This is a genomic window from Micromonospora sp. NPDC047548, from assembly GCF_040642975.1.
Lineage (GTDB): Bacteria > Actinomycetota > Actinomycetes > Mycobacteriales > Micromonosporaceae > Micromonospora.
In genome coordinates this window covers 67810-87002 of sequence record NZ_JBEYTI010000011.1, presented here as the reverse complement: position 1 = coordinate 87002, position 19193 = coordinate 67810, and the positions used below count along the sequence as shown (strand labels likewise).

General features: G+C 76.4%; 11 protein-coding genes and 1 pseudogene. 4 read left to right on the top strand and 8 right to left on the bottom strand.

Features of this window, described 5'->3' with window-relative positions:
* Positions 1 to 52: 52 nt before the first annotated feature.
* Complete coding sequence (lpdA, locus tag ABZ807_RS14335) at positions 53 to 1444, bottom strand: dihydrolipoyl dehydrogenase (protein ID WP_357156656.1); 1392 nt, start codon at positions 1442 to 1444, stop codon at positions 53 to 55.
* A gap of 178 nt (positions 1445 to 1622) precedes the next feature.
* Between lpdA and ABZ807_RS14330 the strand changes: the two genes are divergently transcribed.
* Positions 1623 to 1952 carry a hypothetical protein gene (locus tag ABZ807_RS14330; RefSeq protein WP_154943981.1) on the top strand — a complete coding sequence of 110 codons (330 nt, stop codon included), beginning with the start codon at positions 1623 to 1625 and terminating at the stop codon, positions 1950 to 1952.
* A 332-nt stretch (positions 1953 to 2284) separates the two neighbouring features.
* Here the strand turns inward: ABZ807_RS14330 and ABZ807_RS14325 are convergent, their stop codons facing one another.
* Positions 2285 to 3856 (bottom strand): leucyl aminopeptidase, encoded by a 1572-nt coding sequence (locus tag ABZ807_RS14325; protein WP_357156653.1) that lies wholly within the window; start codon positions 3854 to 3856, stop codon positions 2285 to 2287.
* 186 nt (positions 3857 to 4042) lie between these two features.
* Here ABZ807_RS14325 and gcvT point away from each other — a divergent pair, with 186 nt between their 5' ends.
* Positions 4043 to 5173: a glycine cleavage system aminomethyltransferase GcvT gene (gene gcvT, locus ABZ807_RS14320; RefSeq protein WP_357156650.1), complete on the top strand. Its 1131-nt coding sequence runs from the start codon at positions 4043 to 4045 to the stop codon at positions 5171 to 5173.
* Between the two features lie 132 nt (positions 5174 to 5305).
* Here gcvT and ABZ807_RS14315 read toward each other — a convergent pair whose 3' ends face one another.
* The 4 genes and pseudogenes from ABZ807_RS14315 to ABZ807_RS14300 all read right to left on the bottom strand — a co-directional run.
* A complete protein-coding gene (locus tag ABZ807_RS14315; protein WP_357156648.1) occupies positions 5306 to 6595 on the bottom strand; it encodes a DUF2314 domain-containing protein in 1290 nt (429 codons plus the stop codon).
* A 65-nt stretch (positions 6596 to 6660) separates the two neighbouring features.
* Positions 6661 to 7434, bottom strand: a complete 774-nt coding sequence (cobS, locus tag ABZ807_RS14310; RefSeq protein ID WP_357156646.1) for an adenosylcobinamide-GDP ribazoletransferase — start codon at positions 7432 to 7434, stop codon at positions 6661 to 6663.
* Complete coding sequence (locus ABZ807_RS14305) at positions 7424 to 9370, bottom strand: bifunctional adenosylcobinamide kinase/adenosylcobinamide-phosphate guanylyltransferase (protein WP_357156644.1); 1947 nt, start codon at positions 9368 to 9370, stop codon at positions 7424 to 7426. The genes cobS and ABZ807_RS14305 overlap by 11 nt, the downstream gene beginning before the upstream one ends.
* A gap of 1380 nt (positions 9371 to 10750) precedes the next feature.
* Positions 10751 to 11560 (bottom strand): annotated as a pseudogene (locus tag ABZ807_RS14300) (serine/threonine-protein kinase); the annotation flags it as partial.
* A 154-nt stretch (positions 11561 to 11714) separates the two neighbouring features.
* Here ABZ807_RS14300 and ABZ807_RS14295 point away from each other — a divergent pair.
* Both ABZ807_RS14295 and ABZ807_RS14290 read left to right on the top strand, forming a co-directional pair.
* Entirely contained in the window at positions 11715 to 11915 is a 201-nt protein-coding gene (locus tag ABZ807_RS14295) for a hypothetical protein (RefSeq protein WP_088961023.1), read from the top strand.
* Complete coding sequence (locus ABZ807_RS14290; protein ID WP_357156642.1) at positions 11915 to 12715, top strand: site-2 protease family protein; 801 nt, start codon at positions 11915 to 11917, stop codon at positions 12713 to 12715. Before ABZ807_RS14295 ends, ABZ807_RS14290 begins: the two co-directional genes overlap by 1 nt.
* Positions 12716 to 12783: 68 nt before the next feature.
* Here ABZ807_RS14290 and ABZ807_RS14285 read toward each other — a convergent pair whose 3' ends face one another.
* Together ABZ807_RS14285 and ABZ807_RS14280 are read right to left on the bottom strand one after the other, a co-directional pair.
* Positions 12784 to 13782 (bottom strand): aldo/keto reductase family protein, encoded by a 999-nt coding sequence (locus ABZ807_RS14285; RefSeq protein WP_357156640.1) that lies wholly within the window; start codon positions 13780 to 13782, stop codon positions 12784 to 12786.
* Positions 13783 to 13839: 57 nt separating this feature from the next.
* Entirely contained in the window at positions 13840 to 19071 is a 5232-nt protein-coding gene (locus ABZ807_RS14280) for a WG repeat-containing protein (protein WP_357156638.1), read from the bottom strand.
* Between the last annotated feature and the right edge of the window lie 122 nt (positions 19072 to 19193).

Genomic DNA, 19193 nt, shown 5'->3' with positions numbered 1-19193 from the left:
TCATTTCCCTGATGGGATCATCGCCCGTCGCCGGACGCCGCGGTTGTCGTGGTCAGGCGTGCGCGTGCAGCGGCTTGCCGGCCAGGGCCAGGTGCGCCTCGCCCAGGGCCTCGTTCTGCGTCGGGTGGGCGTGCACGAGCTGCGCCACCTCGGCCGGGTACGCCTCCCAGTTGTAGATGAGCTGCGCCTCGCCGATCAGCTCACCGACCCGGGCGCCGACCATGTGCACGCCGACCACCGGGCCGTCCTCGACCCGGACCAGCTTCACGAAGCCGGCGGTCTTGAGGATCTGGCTCTTGCCGTTGCCACCCAGGTTGTAGTTGTAAGTCTTGATCTTGTCAGCGCCGTACTGCTCCTTGGCCTTCGCCTCGGTCAGGCCGACCGATGCCAGCTCGGGGTCGCAGTAGGTGACCCGTGGGATGCCGGCCTCGTCGATCACGGCCGGGTTCTGGCCGGCGATCTCCTCGGCGACGAAGATGCCCTGCTGGAAGCCGCGGTGGGCGAGCTGGAGGCCGGGCACGATGTCGCCGACCGCGTAGACGTTCGGCACGCTGGTGCGCAGCCGCTCGTCGGTCAGCACGTAGCCGCGGTCCATCTTGACGCCCTGCTCCTCGTACCCGAGGTTGGCGGTGCTCGGGCCGCGCCCGACGGCGACCAGCAGCAGCTCGGCCTCCACGGTGTCGCCGCCGGCGATCGTCACCTTGACGCCGCTCTCGGTCTTCTCGACCTTCTCGAACGGCTTGCCGACCTTGAAGTTGATCTTCCGCTTGCGGAAGGCCCGCTCCAGCGCCTTGGACGACTCCTCGTCCTCGGCGGCGACCAGGCGGGGCAGCGCCTCGATGATCGTGACGTCCACGCCGAAGGACTTCCACACGCTGGCGAACTCGACGCCGATCACGCCGCCGCCGAGCACGATCGCCGACGACGGCACCCGGTCCAGGACCAGCGCGTGGTCGCTGGTGATGACCTTCTCACCGTCGACGTCCAGGCCGGGCAGGCTCTTCGCGTACGAGCCGGAGGCCAGGACGACGTTGCGGCCGGTGTAGCGCTTGCCGTCGACCTCGACGACGTTGCTGCCGACCAGCTTGCCGTGGCCCTCGACGATGGTGATCGCCTTGTTGCTCTTGAGCATCCCCTGGAGGCCCTTGTAGAGCCGGGAGATCACGCCGTCCTTGTACGAGTTGACCCCGGCCATGTCGATGCCGACCAGCTCGGCCTTGATGCCGAACTGCTCCGACTCGCGGGTCTGGTCGGCGATCTCGGCGGCGTGCAGCAGGGCCTTGGTGGGGATGCAGCCGTTGTGCAGGCAGGTGCCTCCGAGCTTGCCCTTCTCGACCAGCGCGACCGTCAGGCCCAACTGGACGGCGCGCAGGGCGGTCGCGTAGCCGCCGCTGCCACCTCCGAGAATCACGATGTCGAAGGTCGCTTCGTTCGGCTCGCTCACGTCCAACTCCCAGGTCGCGTCGCTGCATAGGGGGTCACGGTGGGGTAACAGGGACACACCCCACCTCGGTCATCTTGTCACTAGGGGATGCGAAGCGCGTACTGAGGTGCCCAACGACACGTCGGCGGCACGTACTCTTGGCACCGTCTTCGATGACGGACGGGGGAGGAGTGAGTCGGTGGGGCTGTTCCGGCGACGCAAGCAGACGGGCGCGGTCAGTCGCGGTCGCCCCGCCGACCGGGCCGATCTGGACCATCTTGAGAACTTTGTCCGGACCCGGCGTGGTGTCGAGGCGTACATCGAGCCGCGGACGACGGTCACCGAGACCACCGTCATCCTGATCGCCGACGACGGGGAGTGGACCCGCCGCCGCGTCGACGGCCCGGAGGGCGCTCGCCGCTTCGCCCACCGCCTGGCCATCCCGATCTACGACGTTCGACTGATGGGCTACCCCCAGCGGATGCGCGACTACAACGAACGCCGCAAACGGCGCCCCGAGCTCTTCTGACCCCGCCTCGCCCGCCCCGCCCCGCCCCGCCCGCCTCGCCCGCCTCGCCGTCGTCGCGTGCGGGCGTTCGGGCCGTGGGCGGCACGCAATATGCGGCAAGTCGCGGTGTCCCGGGCGAGTCCAGGCAGCAACATGCCGCAAACGGTGTGGATCTTGGTGCGGCGCGGGGCGGCGCGGGGCGGTGCGGGGCGGCGCGGTGCGGCGCGGGGCGGCGCGGGGCGGCGCGGGGCGGGCTCTGCGCGTACTCGTGGGGAGTGGGACGGGCGGGTGGGTGTGGACGCGGACGGGGCGCCCCCTGGTGGGAGGCGCCCCGTCGTGGTGTCACATCGTCGTCAGCCGTTGGCGGCGACGTCCTCGACCAACTGCACCAGGGTGCGGACCGGGACGCCGGTGCCGCCCTTGGTCCAGTAGCCGGTCGCCTCGCCCGAGTGGTAACCCGGGCCGGCGATGTCGATGTGCGCCCAGGCCACGTCCTCGGTGACGAACTCGCGCAGGAACACCCCGCCCTGGAGCATGTGCCCGGCCCGGTCCATGCCGGCGTTGACCTGCGAGATGTCCGCGACGTCGGAGTCCATGCCCTTGCGCACGTCGTCCGGCAGCGGCATCGGCCAGGCCGGCTCGCCGACGGACTCGCCGACGGCCTTGACCCGCTCGCACAACTCGGGGGTGCCCATCACGCCGGCGATCCTCTTGCCCAGCGCGATGACCTGCCCACCGGTCAGGGTGGAGGTCTCGAAGAGGTAGTCGGTGCCGTCCGCGCAGGCCCGCGCCATCGCGTCGGCCAGGATCATGCGGCCCTCGGCGTCGGTGTTGAGCACCTCCACCTTCTTGCCGTTGAACATGGTGATCACGTCGCCCGGCCGGTAGCTGGTGCCCGACGGCATGTTCTCCGCCATCGGCAGGTACCCGGTCACGGCCACCGACGGCTTCAGCGTGGCGATCGCCAGCATCGCGGCGCCGACGGCGGCCGCGCCGGCCATGTCCGACTTCATCTCCCACATGCCCTGGGCCGGCTTGATCGAGATGCCACCGGTGTCGAAGGTGATGCCCTTGCCGACCAGCGCCACCCGCTTGCCGTTCGCCCCGCCCTCCGGCGTGTACGTGAGCTTCACCAGGCGCGGCGGGGCCTCCGAGCCCTGCCCGACGGCGATGATGCCGCCGTACCCGCCGGCGGCCAGGGCCGCCTCGTCCAGCACCTCGACGCCGAGCCCGGCGGCCCGGGCGGCGGTGGCGACGGCCTCGGCGAAGGCCGGCGGGCGCAGCTCGTTCGGGGCGGTGTTCACCCAGTCCCGGCTGATACGCACCGCACCGGCCACGGCCGTGGCCCGGTCGATCTCGCCCCGGGCGGTCGCGTCACCGGCGTCCGGCACCGCGATCAGCACCTCGGCCACCGGCGTGCGTCGGGTCGGCTGCGGCTTGGTCTTGTAGCCGGCGAACCGGTAGCCGCCGAGCAGCGCGCCCTCGGCGACCGCGCGCAGCGCGGCCGGGGCGTCGGCGTCGTCGGGCAGCGGCAGGGTCAGCGCCACCCGGGCCGCGCCGGCGAGCGCCCGGACGACCGCGCCGGCCGACCGGCGCAGCGTCTCCGGGGCGGGGGCGGCGCCGGTGGGCTCCGGACCGAGCCCGACCGCGGCGACGATCGGCGCGGTGACGGTGCCCAGCGTGGCCAGCTTGGTCACCTCGCCTGGAGCGCCGGTCGCGCCGAGCAGCGCCAGCGTCTCGGTCAGCTTGCCGTCGAAGGCGGCGGCGATGCTCTCCGCGCCGCTGGCGAGCAGCAGGGTGCCGGCGAGGCCGCTGGTGGCGCCCTGCTCTCCGGTCTGGCTGTGCACGCCGATCACGATCGCGTCGACGGCGAGCTCTGCGGGGTCGGTGTCGACCAGGCTCAGGGTGGTGCTGGGCGATGTCACTGAAGCTACTCCGGGCGGGCCGGGCCGGTCGCGTCGTCGCGTACCGGCGATGAAGGTCTCCGGCGGCAACCTACCCGCCGAAAGCTTGGCTGTCCCGCCGATGGCTGTCCCGGCGGGTCACGCCGATGCTAACCAGCGGCGGGTACCCCGGTAACCAGCGGCGGGTACCCAGGTAAGTTGCCACCCATGACGGACGTGACCTCCGACGCCGCCGCGACCCGGCTGCGCCGTTCCCCGCTGCACGAGCGGCACACCGCTCTCGGCGCGAAGTTCGCCCCCTTCGGGGGCTGGGAGATGCCGCTGGAGTACGCCGGGGGCGGCGTGCTGAAGGAACACGCGGCGGTGCGGACCGCCGTGGGCGTCTTCGACGTCTCCCACCTGGGCAAGGCGCGGGTCACCGGGCCGGGCGCGGCGCAGTTCGTCAACGCCTGCCTCAGCAATGACCTGGGCCGCATCGGTCCCGGCCGGGCGCAGTACACGCTCTGCTGCGACGACGCGACCGGTGGCGTGGTGGACGACATCATCGCCTACCTGCACGCCGACGACCACGTCTTCCTCATCCCGAACGCGGCGAACACCGCCGAGGTGGTGCGCCGGCTGCGCGCCGCCGCGCCGGCCGGAGTCACCGTCACCGACGAGCACGAGGCGTACGCGGTGCTGGCCGTGCAGGGCCCGCGCTCGGCGGAGCTGCTCGGCGGGCTGGGCCTGCCGGTGGAGCACGGCTACATGAGCTTCTCCGCCGCCACCCTGGCCGGGGTGGAGCTGACGGTCTGCCGCACCGGCTACACCGGCGAGCTGGGCTACGAGCTGGTGGTGCCGGCCGCGCACGCGGTCGCGGTCTGGGACGCGCTGTTCGCCGCCGGGGAGCCGTTCGAGCTGCGGGCCTGCGGGCTGGCCGCCCGGGACACGCTGCGCACCGAGATGGGCTACCCGCTGCACGGGCAGGACCTGTCGCTGGAGATCAGCCCGGTGCAGGCTCGCTCCGGCTGGGCGGTGGGCTGGGACAAGCCGGCCTTCTGGGGCCGCGACGCGCTGCTCGCCGAGAAGTCCGCCGGCCCGAGGCGTACGCTGCGCGGCCTGGAGGCCGTCGACCGCGCCATCCCGCGCCCCGGCATGACCGTGTACGTCGGCGACGCCCGGGTCGGCACGATCACCAGCGGCACCTTCAGCCCGACGAGGAAGGATGGCATCGCCCTGGCGCTGCTCGACACGGCCGCCGAGCTGGCCGACGGCGCCCTCGTCGAGGTCGACATCCGCGGCCGCCGCGCCCAGATGCGCCTCACCCGCCCCCCGTTCGTCCAGCCCTCGGTCAAGTAACCCCCCGGCCTTCTCCGCCCGGCCCGTTGATCAAGAAGTTTGCGTCTGCCGGAGCCCCGAATCTGACGCAAACTTCTTGATCAACAATGCGGGGCGGACCGGCGGGCCGGGGTGGGTGGGCCGGGGAGGGGGTCAGGCGGTGGGGGGTTCGCCGGCGTCCAGGACGGCCTGGGTCCAGCCGCCCTCGGTGACGCCGGTGCCATCGAGGAGGGCCCAGTCGACCACGTCGGCCGCCTCGACGACCACGGGAGAGCCGATCCGGACGGTGGGGTCGGTGTTGGCCTCGCTGGCGCTGGCGCCCACGATCCGCTCCGGCGCCTCCCACGAGGTCACCCCGGCCCAGACGAACTCGGGGCCCTCGTCGCCGGGCAGGCCGTACTTGACCACCAGCTGCGAGTCCGGTGGCAGCTGGCCGGCGAGGAAGCGGGCGCGGACGCCGTCCAGCCCGGCCCGGGCGGTGGCGATCGCCTTGCTCATCGCGTCACCGGGCCGGGCGTAGCGGACGTCCGGCTGGATGCCGGAGAAGAGCGTCGCGCAGGCCGCCGCGTAGTACTTCCCGGGCGGGCCCGGGTGCCCGGGCGGCGGGCGCAGGCTGAGGAACGAGTCGGCCTCCGGGTCGGTGGCCGGGTCCAGCTCCAGCCGCAGCAGCACCGGGGCCGTCGCGCCGTGCTGCTCCGGATTGCCGTACGCCACCGCGATGTCGTGCCCGGTCACCGTGGCCAGCACCGGCAGTTGCACGAACGCCGGCACCTCCTCGCCGCTGAGCCCGTCGGTCCAGTCCCGCAGCAGCCGCCGGGCGGCCCCGGTCATCACCGCGCCCCAGGCCCGGGTGAGGTGGTCCGGCACGCCCTGGGTCTGCAACTCCAGCAGCCCGAACCGGCGCAGCCCCTTGGTGGTGAACCAGAGCCCCTCCGCGTCGGAGGAGTATGGCACCAGCACCCAGTCGACCAGGCGTACCCGGCCCTGGGCGTCGGGCAGCGAGCGCAGCGCGGTCGCCGGGTCGAGGAACTGCAACCCGAAGACGTCCACCACGTCGCCGTCGACGGACTCGGCGACCGCGGCGGCCACCGCGCGGGCCGCCCACTCGTGCGCCGGCGGCCAGCCCGGCCGGTACTCGGCCTGCACCACCACCAGGTGGCTGGCCGCGGCCAGCCGGCCGAGCTGCGCCTCGGTGGCCCCGAACGCGGTGAGCAGGTCCGGCGGCAGCTGCGGGAACTCGTCGACCGACCGGGTGTCCACCGTCATCAGTGGGCTGTCCAGCATCTGCGTCGCCAGCCCGTGCACCGGCTCGGCCAGCCGGCCCTCCAGCGCCCGCACGGCCGTCTTCGGGCTCACCCGCGGCAGCCCCGCCATCGGCACCAGGTAGGTCGCGCTCAGCGACTCCGGCACCGGGATGGGCAGGAAGTCGTCCGTGATGAGCAAGTCGTCCCCCGGAAGGCCGTGCCGGTGCTGTCGGGGCAAACGCTACCCGCCGTCCGGTGCCGCGTTCAGCCGGACAGCACCAGTCCGAGGTAGACCAGTGTGGTGACCACCTCCACGCCGGCGCCGAGCACGTCGCCGGTGACGCCGCCGAACCGGCGTACCACGTGGCGCAGCAGCCCGACCGCCATGGCGAGCGCCGCCCCGACGGCGAGCGGCCCCTGCCATGGGCGGCCCGGCACCGCCGGGACCGCCGCCAGCGCGACGGAGGCCGTGCCGACCGCCAACGCGACCGGCCCCACCGTCCCGGCGACCAGCGCGCCCAGCCCCTCCGGCCGGGCCGCCGGCACCCCGCGCCGGCAGGCCACCGTCACCGCGAGCCGCCCCGCCGCCGTCGCGGCGACCACGGCCGCGAGCGCCGCCGGCCAGGACCGCCCCGCCAGCTCCGCGAGGGCCGCCGCCTGGAGCAGGAGTACGACCACCAGCGCGACCACCCCGAACGGCCCCACGTCCGGCTTCTTCATGATCTCCAGCGCCGCCGCGCCCCGCCGGTACGACCCCAGCGCGTCCACGGTGTCGGCCAGCCCGTCCAGGTGCAGGCCCCGGGTGAGCAGGGCGGCGCAGCCCACCGTCACCCCGGCGGCGACCAGCGGGGGCGCGAGCGCGGCCAGGAGCAGCAGCACCCCGGCGAGCACCGCGCCGAGCAGCGCGCCGACCAGCGGGGCGAGGGCCATCGCGGTGCCCGCCACCGGGCGGTCGATCCGGCCGGCGCGGACCGGCAGCGTGGTGAAGGTGGTCAGCGCCAGCCGCAGGCCGTCGGCGACCCGCGGCTCAGCCGGCACGCCAGCCGGACGGGTCCGGCTCCGGCTCGGTGCTGGTTGGTCCGGGGCCGGCCGGTTGCGGCTCGGTGAAGTCCGGCTCGACGGTGGTCGGCCCGGGGCCCGCCGGTTGCGGCTCGGTGAAGTCCGGCTCGGTGCTGGTCGGTCCGGGGCCGGCCGGTTGCGGCTCGGTGAAGTCCGGCTCGTCCTCGTCGGGCTCCCCGCCGCCCAGCCGGGGGTGGGCCGGCAGCGCGGCGGTCAGCGCCAGCACCGAGCGCAGCAGCGGCAGGGCGGTCAACGCGTTCGCCCCCTCGCCCAGGTCCAGCCGCAGGTCCAGCAGCGGGGTCAGGCCGAGCACGTCGGCGGCGAGCCGGACGGCCGGGTGGCCGCCATGGTCGGCCAGCAGGCACCAGTGCCGGGCCTGCCCGGCCAGGTCGCGGCTGATCATGCCGGCGGCCAGGCCGACCGGGCCGTCGAGCATGACCGGCACCCGGCGGGCGGTCGCGCCGAGCAGCACGCCGGTGGCCACCGCGATGTCGCCGCCGCCCAGCTCGGCCAGCACGTCCTTGGCGTCGCGGGGGGAGCGGCGGGTGCGGTGCAGCGCGTCCCGGACCGCCGCGCAGCGGGTCATCCACGCCGCGTCGTCGATCTCTCCGCTGGCGGTGATTACCCGGCCGAGTACCGCCGGGGCCTCCGCGCCGGCGGTCGCCGCCAGCACCGCGGCGGCGGCCGCCTCCGTGCCCGCGCCGCACGCCCCCAGCACCAGCAGTTGCACACCCGCGTCGGCGGCCTCCTCGGCCAGCCGCCAGCCGTAGCGCAGGGACGACTCGACGGCGGTGGCGCCCAGCGCCGGCTCGTGCTCCATCGGAGCGGCGGAGGGGGTGTCCACCACCTGGAGGCTGGCGCCGCTCTCGGCGGCCAGCCGGGCCAGCGCCCCCCGGCCGGCGCGGGCCTGCCGGGCCCGGCGCGACGACTCGCCGGGGACCGTGCCGGCGGCGGCGCCGCCGGCGTGGTCGCCGTGCAGCAGCAGCACCCGCACGGTCGCCCAGGGGGTGGGGGTCGCGGTGCCCTGGGTGGCGGCGGCGAAGCCGACCACCCGTTGCAGCGCGCCGAACCCGGCGCCGGGCACGTCCAGGCTGGCGAGCCGGTCGACGGCCTGCGGGCCGGCGTACTCGTCGGGCATGGGCAGTTCCATGCCGGGCTGGATGACCAGACCGGTGGCGACCATCGGCAGCGCCATGGTCGGCGCCGCCCAGGCGGCGCCGTTGGCGTTCACGGGCGCGGCCGGGGCGGCCGGCGCGGTCGGGGTCAGCACATCCGGCAGCGGCGTCTCCGGCGGCGCGCCGGCCGCGGGCGTCGCGTCCTGCCGCGCCGGGCCCGCCTGGGCGGGCACCCCGGCCGCGCGCGGCGTGACGGCGGGCTTGAGCCAGGCCGGCTGGCCGGCGACCACCAGCACCACGGCGTCGCAGGCGTCCGCGACGGCCCGGTTCGCCGCGCCCAGCGCGTCGGTGAAGGCCCGGCCCAGCGGGGTGGTCGGCACCAGCGACAGCCCCACCTCGGGGCTGACCAGCACGATCCGCGCCTCGCTGTCGCGGACCGCCGCAGCGAGCTCCGCGATGGTGGCCACGTCGTCGGCGGGCTGGTGCGCCGGGTCGAGCAGCACGGTCACCCAGCCGCCCAGGTCGTCCACGAGTAGCGTCTCGTTCGGGCCGGCGGCGGCGATCACGTCGGCCAGCCGGCGCGGGTCGTCGGCGGTCTCCTCGGTGGTCCAGCCGCCCGGCCGGCGTTCCCGGTGCGCCGCCAGCCGGGCGGCCCACTCGGTGTCCTCCGGGTCGGCGTCGGCGGAGGTCGCCACGTAGCGCACCGTCGGGGCGTCGCCCACCAGGGACTCGGCGAACTCCGACTTGCCCGAGCGGATACCGCCGAGCACCAGGACCGTGTTCCACCCGTCAACGGACATGCCCGTACCTTAAAGCCGCCCGGCGTGCCCTCGCCGGGCGGCCCGTGGTCAGCCGCAGTGCTCGAAACCGCTGGCGTAGCTGGCGCCGCCGGTCGACCCGCCCCACTTCACGCAGACCCCGCCGGCCCCGGCGCGGACCGGGCCGGCATAGTACTCGAACGCGCCGCTGTCGGTGCTGCGGGTCTTCCCCTGCACCTCCAGGAACGCCGACGTCGTGGTGCGCTCGCCGACCGCGGTCTCCTTCATGGTCACCACGCAGTTGGCCTTCGCGGCCCCGTTCCAGAGCAGGTACACCTTCCCCCGCCGGACGCCGTTCGAGGTCAACGCCGCGGAGTCGATCACCTGGTAGCCGCTGCCGCAGGCCTGCGTCGGCGTGTAGGGATTCGGCTTCGGCGGTGTGGTCGTGGTCGTCCCTGGCTGCGGGGCGGCGGTGGTGGTGGATGCGCTGGCTTCCGGCTCCGCCCCCGGTCGCGGGCTCGTCGTGCCAGTCGTGCCGGTCGTGCCGGTCGGGCCGGCGGTCGGCGTGGCCGAGGCCGGCCGGGAGCCGGTGGCGCTCGCGCCGGGCGTCGGCTTCCCGCTGCTGGTGCTGACGCCCGGACCCGGCGTGGCCGGCGTGGCCGCCGCGGCCTCGGTCAGTTCCGGGCCGCGCCGAGCGGGCTCGTCCGGCAGGAACGCCAGCACGGCGCCCACGGCGGCCAGCACGGCGACCACTCCGCCGGCCGCGCCGACCAGGGCCAGCCGGCGCCGCCGGGACGCGCCACCGGCCCGGTCCTCCCGGGTCGGGACGGCTTCCGGTGCGGCGTACGGGCTGGGATGGCCCGCGGGCGGCGTCGCCTGCTGGCCGCCCATCGCCGCCGGGTACGGCGGCTGCGGCTGCCCGGTGGCGGCCGGAAAGGACCAGCCCGGTCCGGGACCGGCCGGGCCGGCCGCCGGAGTGTGCGCGCCTGGCGGCGGCGGGACGTGCATTCCGCTCTGCTGCCCCGGCGGCAACCCGGTTCCCTGGGGAGCGACGGGCCGGCCCGGACCGACGCCGGGCACCGCCGACGGGCCGGCGGCCACCTGGGCGCCGTGCGGGTCCGGACCGGGGTGCGCGCCGGGGCCGGGCTGCCCCGCCGGGCCGGGTCGGTGCGCCGGCCCGGCCGTCGGTAGCGCCCCTGAGCCGGTGCCCGGACCAGACGTCGGTCCGGGTGTCGGCTGCGCCACCGCCGCGCCGGCGGCCGTCCCGCCCGACGGACCGCCCCCGATCGGCCCGCCAGCCGGGCCGCTCGGCCCGGCCGTCTGCGCCGGGATGCCCGCCCCGGGCAGCGCGGGCCCGTCCAGCGCCCACGGCGGGCGCGGCGGCACCCTGAGGACGGCGAGCGTGGCGTCCCGGGCGTCCAGGGCCGCCTCGGCGAGCCGTTCCGCGCTGGGCCAGCGGTCACCGGGGCTCTTGGCCAGGGCCCGCCCGACCACCTCGGCCACCGCCGGCGGGGTGCCCGGCGGCAGCGGCGCAGGCGCCTCCTGGGCGTGCCGCAGCGCCACCTGCAACGGGTTCTCCCCGACGAACGGGGGCTGCCCGGTCAGGCAGTAGTAGGCCACCGCTCCGAGCGCGTAGACGTCGGTGGCCGCCGAGACCGGCTGCCCGGTCGCCTGCTCCGGCGACATGTACGAGGCCGTGCCGAGCACCATGTGCGCCGCGGTCAGCGAGGCCATCGTGCTGGAGCGGGCGATGCCGAAGTCGACCAGCACCACCGTCCCGTCCCGCTTCACCAGCAGGTTGCCCGGCTTGACGTCCCGGTGCACGATGCCGGCGGTGTGCGCGGCGTGCAGCGCGGCGGCGACCTGCGCCACCACCGACATGGTCGACGTCGGGTCGAGCCGGCCGGCGCGCCGGATCCAGGTGACCAGCGGATCGCCGTCGACGTACTCCATCACCAGGTAGCTGACCTGGCTGCCGTCGGCGAGCGTCGCCGAGCCGAAGTCGTGCACCGCGACGATGCCCGGATGCCGCAGGGCCGCCATCATCCGGGCCTCGGCGTGGAACCGGGTGGTGAACTCCGGGTCCTCCACCAGCGCCGGCAGCAGGACCTTCACCGCCACCTCCCGGTCCAGCAGCATGTCGACACACCGCCAGACCGCGCCCATGCCGCCGGTCGCCACCCGTTCGCCCAGCCGGTACCGATTGCTCAGCACCACTCCTTGAGTCAGCACCGCGCCACCGTACCGGTCCGGGACGCTCGTGGTGATCACCGGCGGCCGGCCGCGGTGCCGCCCCGGGGGTGAGCGTCGAGCCGTCGTGCGGGCGGCCGACTACGCTTGCGGGGTCCGTCCCCGGGGACGGTGTAGCGGCGAGGGGAGACGCGGCATGGCGTGGAGCTGGCGGTACGAGGGCGCGAACGGCGCGTCGGTCGACGGACCGGCGGAGTCGTTCGGCAGTCAGGCGGACGCCGAATCGTGGATCGGCCAGACCTGGCGGGAGCTCGCGGCGTCCGGCGTCACCTCGGTCGCGCTCGTGGAGGACGACCGGGTGGAGTATCGGATGAGCCTGCTGCCGACGGCGGAGTGATGGGCTACGACCGCCCGGGCGGCGAGCCGCTGGTGCTCGGCGTGCCCCGGGCGGCGTTCCGGCCCAGCCCGGTCTTCCTGGCCCTGGTCGCGCTCTTCGTGGGCAGCGGGGTGATGGCCTGGAACCGGTTCGGCAACGTCCGGTTCGACGTGTTCCTCTTCGTGGTCTCGGGCTGGCTGGTCTCGCTCTGCCTGCACGAGTACGCCCACGCGGTGGTGGCGTTCCGGGCCGGCGACCGGGACATCGCCCACCGGGGCTACCTGACGTTGAACCCGTTCAAGTACACCCACCCGCTGCTGTCGATCGTGCTGCCGGTGGTGGTGGTGCTGCTCGGCGGCATCGGCCTGCCCGGCGGCGCGGTCTGGGTGGACCGGCACGCGATCCCGGGCCGGCTGCGGCACACCCTGGTCAGCCTCGCCGGCCCGGCCACCAACGTGCTGTTCACGCTGCTGCTGGTGGCGGCGCTGCGGATCGGTACGGGGACCCTCGGCGGGCCGGTCGAGTTCTGGGCCGGGGTGGCGCTGCTGACGTTCCTCCAGCTCACCGCGAGCGTGCTCAACCTGCTCCCGGTGCCCGGCCTGGACGGCGGCAACATGATCCAGCCCTGGCTGAACCCGCAGTGGCGGCGGATGTACGACATGTTCGCCCCGTACGGCTTCATCCTGCTGTTCGCGCTGCTGTGGAACCCGCGCATCGGCGGCTGGTTCTTCGACGGGGTATTCGCCGTCGGTGACCTGCTGGGCCTGCCGAGCTGGCTCTACGGCCTGGGGCTGCACCTGATCCGCTTCTGGCAGGGCTGACCCCGCCCCGGCGTACCCGGGAAGGGTCCTGGGCCGGCGCGGACGCCGCGCCGGCCCAGGGGAGGGTGTCACGGGCGCTGGGCCGGGCTCTCCGTCTTCGCCGCGTCCCGCTCGGTGACCGGCTCGACGATCTCGTCGATCGCCTTGAGCAGGTCGGCGTCGAGCTTGACGCCCGCCGCCTTGACGTTGTCGTGCACCTGCTCGGGGCGGGACGCCCCGACGATCGCCGAGGAGACGTTCGGGTTCTGCAGCACCCAGGCGATGGCGAGCTGCGGCATGGTCAGCCCGGCCTGCTCGGCCAGCGGCCTGAGTCGCTGCACCCGGGTTAGCACCTCGTCGGTCAGCCACTTGGCGATGAACCCGGCGCCGGACTTCTCGTCGGTGGCGCGGGATCCGGCCGGCGGCGGCTGACCCGGCAGGTACTTGCCGGACAGCACGCCCTGGGCCATCGGCGACCAGACGATCTGCCCGATGCCCAGCTCCTCGCTGGTGGGGACGACCTCGGTCTCGATGACCCGCCAGAGCATCGAGTACTGCGGCTGGTTGGACACCAGCGGGACCCGCAGCTCGCGGGCGAGCTGGTGGGCCTCGCGGATCTGCGAGGCCTTCCACTCGGAGACGCCGATGTAGTGCGCCTTGCCGGAGTGCACGATGTCGGCGAACGCCGACATGGTCTCCTCCAGCGGCGTGCTGTAGTCGTACCGGTGGGCCTGGTAGAGGTCCACGTAGTCGGTGCGCAGCCGGCGCAGCGAGCCGTTGATCGACTCCATGATGTGCTTGCGGGACAGGCCCCGGTCGTTGCGGCCCGGCCCGGTCGGCCAGTAGACCTTCGTGAAGATCTCCAACCCCTCCCGGCGCTCGCCCGCGAGGGCCTTGCCCAGCACCTCCTCGGCGCGGGTGCCGGCGTACACGTCGGCGGTGTCGAAGGTGGTGATGCCGGTGTCCAGGGCGGCCCGGACGCAGGCCAGCGCCGCCTCCTCCTCGACCTGGGAACCGTGGGTGATCCAGTTGCCGTACGAGATCTCGCTGACCATCAGGCCCGAACGGCCTAGGTGTCGGAATTCCATGTCCTCGACCCTAGTCCGGTCGGATCATGGCCACCGGTCGGCGCGGCGGCGGGTGGTTCAGAGCACCGGGTGCGCGTCGGTCAGCAGCAGGTCGATTTTGGCCAGCACCGCGTCCCGACCCGGGTGCACCGGGTCGATCAGCGGCTCGCCGCGCCGGTCCAGCGCGCCCCACCGGCCGGTGCGGTCGTTGGCCAGGAACGCCACCGGGTGGATCACCAGCTCCGGATGGGCCGGTGCGACCAGCACCCTGCCGGTGCGGTCCACCACGCCCCGGAAGCCGCCCAGTTCCACCACCGCCAGCCCCTCGTCGGTGAAGCCGTCGAGCCGACGGCCGTTGGCCAGCGCGGTGCGGAAGCCGTCGTAGCGGGTCGGGACGACCAGCCGGCCATCACGGTCGACCGCGCCCCAGCCGCCCCGGCGCACCGCGGCGGCCCCGCCGGTGAACGGCCGGACGTCCTCGAAGCCCGCTGGCACCACCACGGTGTCCTCCGGGTCGATCGCCATCCAGTCCGCCTCGCCGCCGCGCGACACCCAGGCCAGGCCGTCGGAAAAGGCCCGCACCGCCGCGTACGAGGGGCCGATCAGGGTGGTGCCGGCCTCGTCGATCAGCTCCCAGTCGGGGGCGTCCGGGCGGCGTACCCAGGCCAGGCCCTCACGAAAGGGCTGCGCCTCGGCGTACCGGTAGTCGAGGACCAGCTCACCGTCGGCGTCTGCGTATCCCCAGCGGTCCAGGCGGCCGTCGAGCGTGGGCACCGGGGACCGGCGTCCGCGCAGGACCTCCTCCCGGCTGCGCGGGTACGGCCCGAAGCCGCCCTCCGCGACCGCCCGGGTGTGCACCGCGTCCAGGCAGACCCGGATCCGCTCGGTCAGCTCCGGGTCGTCGGCCCGGCGCAGGTCCAGGGCCCGCTCGAAGTGCTCGCAGGCCTCCATCAGCCGTCCCTGGTCGTAGCAGGAGCGGCCCGCGTGCTCGTGCAGGGCCGCCCGCAGCCGGTCTGGCAGCTCGGCCGAGTTGGCCTCGGCGAAGAGCCGATCCGCCTCGGCGAACTCGCCTTTCCAGCGCAGCACCTCCGCCAGCCGGGCCCGGGCCAGCGCGGTGCGCCGCAGCTCCCCGGTCGCCTCCGCGTAGGTGAGGGCGAGCCGGCTGTCGGCGAGCGCGTCGTCCAGGTCGTGGGCGACCCGGGAGACCACCGCCCGCAGGCTGAGCAGCCGCGCCCGGGCCCGGTTGTCCAGGGACACGCCGAGCTTCTCGGTCAGCCGCCGCCGCAGCGCCCGCAGCTCGTCGGCGTCGTCGACGACCTCGCGCAGCGTCTCCGGGTCCAGCCGCCACTGGTACGAGGCCAGGACCTGCTCCGGGTCGGCCGGCGGCGCGGTGGTGGCCGGCGGCGCGGTGGTGGCCGGCGGCGCGGTGGTGGCCGGCGGGTCCACCGCAGTGGACGGGGTCGCCTTCGGGGTGGCCGGGGCAGCCGGTGCCGGTTCGGCCGTGGGGGCGGCGGCCGGGGGCGCCGGGACGGGCCGGGCGAACTGCTCCGGGGCGTCGGCGGGCGGCGTGGAGACCGGCGCGAGGGCCGGCGTCGACGCCGATGGTCCGGTCGGATTGGCGTCGGTCGGTGACAGGGGTCCCGAGACGGGCCGGACGGGCTGCTCGTCGGTGCCGTCGCCGGGCGGCGCGGAGACCGGCTGGATGGACGGCGCCGCGCCTGGGGTGCTCGGTCCGGCCACGGACGACGGGGCGCCCGACACCGGCCGGACGGGCTGCTCGGGCGTGACGTCCGGCGGTGTGGAGACGGGTCGGGCCGGCATCGCGGCAGCCCCTGGCCCGTCCGGTCCGGCCGTTCCCGCTCTGCCGGCGTCGGCCGGTGGTGCGGAGACCGGGGCCGACGGACTCGGGACCTCGGCCGAGGAGATGGACTCGGGGTGAGCAGTGCCGCCGAACGTGGCGTGATCGGCCGCCGGTTCCTGGTCGATCGCCGTGCCCAGGTCGGTCCGCCTCCCCAGCTCCGTCGGCCGCCCATGGGAGCCCGCGTCGGCCAGCATGGTCTGCTCGGCCAGCATGGTCTGCTCGGCCGGGCTGGCCTGGTCGGCCGGTGGCGGAAGGGGCGGCCCGGCCGGCGACGGGACGGGTGGTGCGGTTGCGGGAGCAGGTCCCGGCGACGAGGCGTCCGCCCCGTCGGCGGACGGGCCGGTGGCGTTGTCCGAGAAGTCCGAGAATCGGTCGGCGAAGGCGCCGCCGGGCACCGGCGGTCCCGACCGGGGCCGAACCGCCGCCGTGTCGTGGGCGGCCGTGGGGACCGGCGCCGGCGCGGACACCGGCCGGGCGGGCGGGACCGGGACGGCGGACTCCGCGGCCACCGGCGACGCCGGAACCGGCGCGGCGGGCGACGCGGGGCCGGCCTCGGAGGACCCCGCCGACGCCGACACCGGCGCGGCCGCATCGGCCTCGGCCGGGTGCGGTGCGGCGGGCTCCGCGCCGGTGGCCTGGTCTGGCACGGCCTGGTCTGGCACGGCCTGGTCTGGCACGGCCTGGTCCGGCACGGCCCGCTCCGGCGCCGGCACCGTCGGCGCGGGCCGTGCCGGTGGGGCGGGCGGCCCGGAGGCGGGCGCGACCGGGGGCGTCGCCGGTTCAGACGCGGCGGCGGGCGCGGCCTGGTCGGCGACCGGCCGGTGCGCGGGGGGCGCGGAGACCGGCCGGTGCGCGTCGTCGTGCGAAGACGGCCCGGCGAACCGTCCGTCCGACGGGTACCCGGATCGGGTGGCAGAGACCGGCTGCCCGGGCGGGGCGGACCCCGGGGCCACCGACCGGAATCCGGCCTGCGGCGGATCGGCCGGGGTCGGCGGCGTCGCGTCCGAAGACGGGCGGACGGCCGGCGCGGGCGTGGCCGCCTCCGCCGCACCGGACGGGGCGGACACCGGGCGGTCGTCTCCGCCAGCTCGGGGGTCGGTCCCGTCGGTCGGAGTCGGCGCCGACTCCGGCCCGGCGGGGCGAAACCAGGCCTCCGAGCTGTTCGGTTCCGACCTGGGTGCTGCCGGTGGCTCGGGGGAGGTGGGTGGCGGCGCAGGCGGGACGTACCGGCGCGGCTTGTCCGGCGTGATGGCCAGGGACGGGCCGGCGGTCGACGGGGCCGGTCCGGACGGGCTCGCCGGGGTGGACGGAGCGGGGGCCGGGCCGGCCGGGCGCTGCGGCGTGACCCGGTCCCGGGGCTCGGGTGCGGGCGGCCCGGAGACCGACCGGTGACCGACGGGCACTCCCGACACCGGTGGCTGGCCTGCCGCCGCCCGGGACGGCGGCTGCTGGCCGGACGGCGGGGAGAAGGACCGCGGGCCGGCGGCCGCGCCGGGCACGGGCCACGGCGCGGCAGGAGGTGCGGAGACGGGCGGCGGGGCGGCGGGCGGCCCGGAGACGGGGCGGGGCGCGGCCGGCGGCCCGGACGCCGGCTGCTGCCCGGGGGTCGGACGGCCGTGCGGCGGCGGCACCCGGTGGTCGGTGTGGTGGCGGGACTGCGCGCCGGGGGCGCCGGACACGGGTCGCCCGTCGGCCGGGAGCGCGGACGCCGGTCGGTGGTCGGCCGGGGCCGGGGCCGGGCGCTGGGCGGTCGGGGCGGCGTCGCCGGGCGCGGTGGGGCGCCCCGCGGCCTCCTGGCCGGGCCGGAACTCCATCCGCAGCCGGGCGGCCGGGGGCGACGAGACCGGCGCGGTGTGGTCGGGGCCGGGTGAAGCCGAGACGGCCCGGTCGTCGCCGGCCCGACCCGGTGTGCCGGCGGGGGCCGGCGACACGGGGCGTGGCACACCGGAGACCGGGTGCGTGACCCCGCGGCCGGCGCCGCCGGGCGGCGCGCCGGCGGCGCGTGGCGGAACGACGTCCCGCCCGTGGGGGGCACGTGGGTCGGTGACCGGGCGGACGGGCCCGCCGGCCCCCGAGACCGGCGCACCCGAGGTGGGAGCGGGGGAGACCGGGGCGGGGGAGACGGGCGCGGCCGGTGCCGGGCCGCCGGACGACGGCGCCCCGGAGACCGGCGCGGGCGAGCCCGGGCGCGCCGGGCCGTGGGCGGCGGGCCGCTCCTCGTGCCAGGCCGGGCGGCCGGGCCGCTGCTCCGGGTGCCGGCCGTGCTCCGGGGCGGGCCCGCCCCGACGGCTGCCGTCACGGTCCGCGCCGGGACGGCTCCACTGCTCGCGGTACGCCTCGGCGGGCGGCGCCGCCTCGCGGGGCCGGCGGTCCGGGTACGCCTCGGCACGGGCGGCCGCCTCGCGCGACGGCCCCCGCTCGTCGGGGTGGCGGCGTTCGTCGTACCCGTGCTGCCGGCGCTCGTCGGACACCCGCGACGGTGGGCGGTGCCCGTCGTCGTACCCGTTCAGGGCGGACCGGTGGTCGGCGTACCCGCGGGCGGGCGGGTGCTCGTCGTGGCCGCGGGGAGCCGACGGGGGTTCGGCGTGGCGCGGCTGCCGGCGCTCGTCCGGCTCGCGGTAGCGGTCGGGGACCTCCTGGTCGGGGCGGGTCCGCCGGTCGGCCGGGAACTGCTCGTGACCGTCCCACCGGCGGCCGTCCTCAGTCGAACGGCGGTCGGTCGGACGGCGGTCGTCGGTCGGACGGCGGTCGTACCCGGTGGCGGGCCGGCGGGGCGGCGGTGCCTCGTCCGGCTCGGGCATCCAGCCGGGCTCCACGCCGCGGGCCGGCTCGTGCCGGGGCCCGGGGGAGACCGGGGTGACGCCCGGGGCGGGGCGCTGCGGCCGGGCGTCGTACCGGTCGGGGGCGCCGCGGTCGCGGTGCCACGCCGCCTCGCGGGGCCGGTCGGCGCCCTCGCGGGGTCGGTCGGCGCCCTCGCGGGGTCGGTCGGCGCCCTCGCGGGGTCGGTCGGCGCCCTCGGGGCGGCGGTCCGCCCAGGCGGTACGGGCGGCACGGGAGGCGGGAGCGTCCGGCTCGGGCTGGCGGCGCTCGCGCTGCCAGGTCAGGTCGGCGGCCGGCCGCCGGTACGCCTCGTCGTCGTGCCGCCGGTACGCCTCGTCGTGGCGCTGCTCGCCCACCGGGTGGCCGCCCCAGCGCGGCGGCTCCTCGTCGTGTTCGTCCCAGGACCGCCCGAGGTACGTCCCGTCGGGGCGGGTCGGCGCGAGCGGGGGCACCTCGGTCCGGCCGACCACGGCGGCCCGGCCGCGCGGAGGCGGTGGCGGGGTGTGCCGGGCCCCGATGTCGCCGGGGTAGCGCTGGCCGGGGAACTGCGGGTGCCACTCGGTGGTCGGCTCGACGACCCAGGAGGGCTCGGCCGGATCGTGCCAGCGGTCGCGGTAGCCGCCCGTCATCGGGGGCCCTCGTCGCCGCCCGTGCGGCGCGGCCCGATGCCCGGCTCGCGTCGCTCGCTCACGGCGGTGTCACCTCGTTGGAAATTGTCGTGCCGGGGCCTCCACCTGCCGGTAGAGTCACC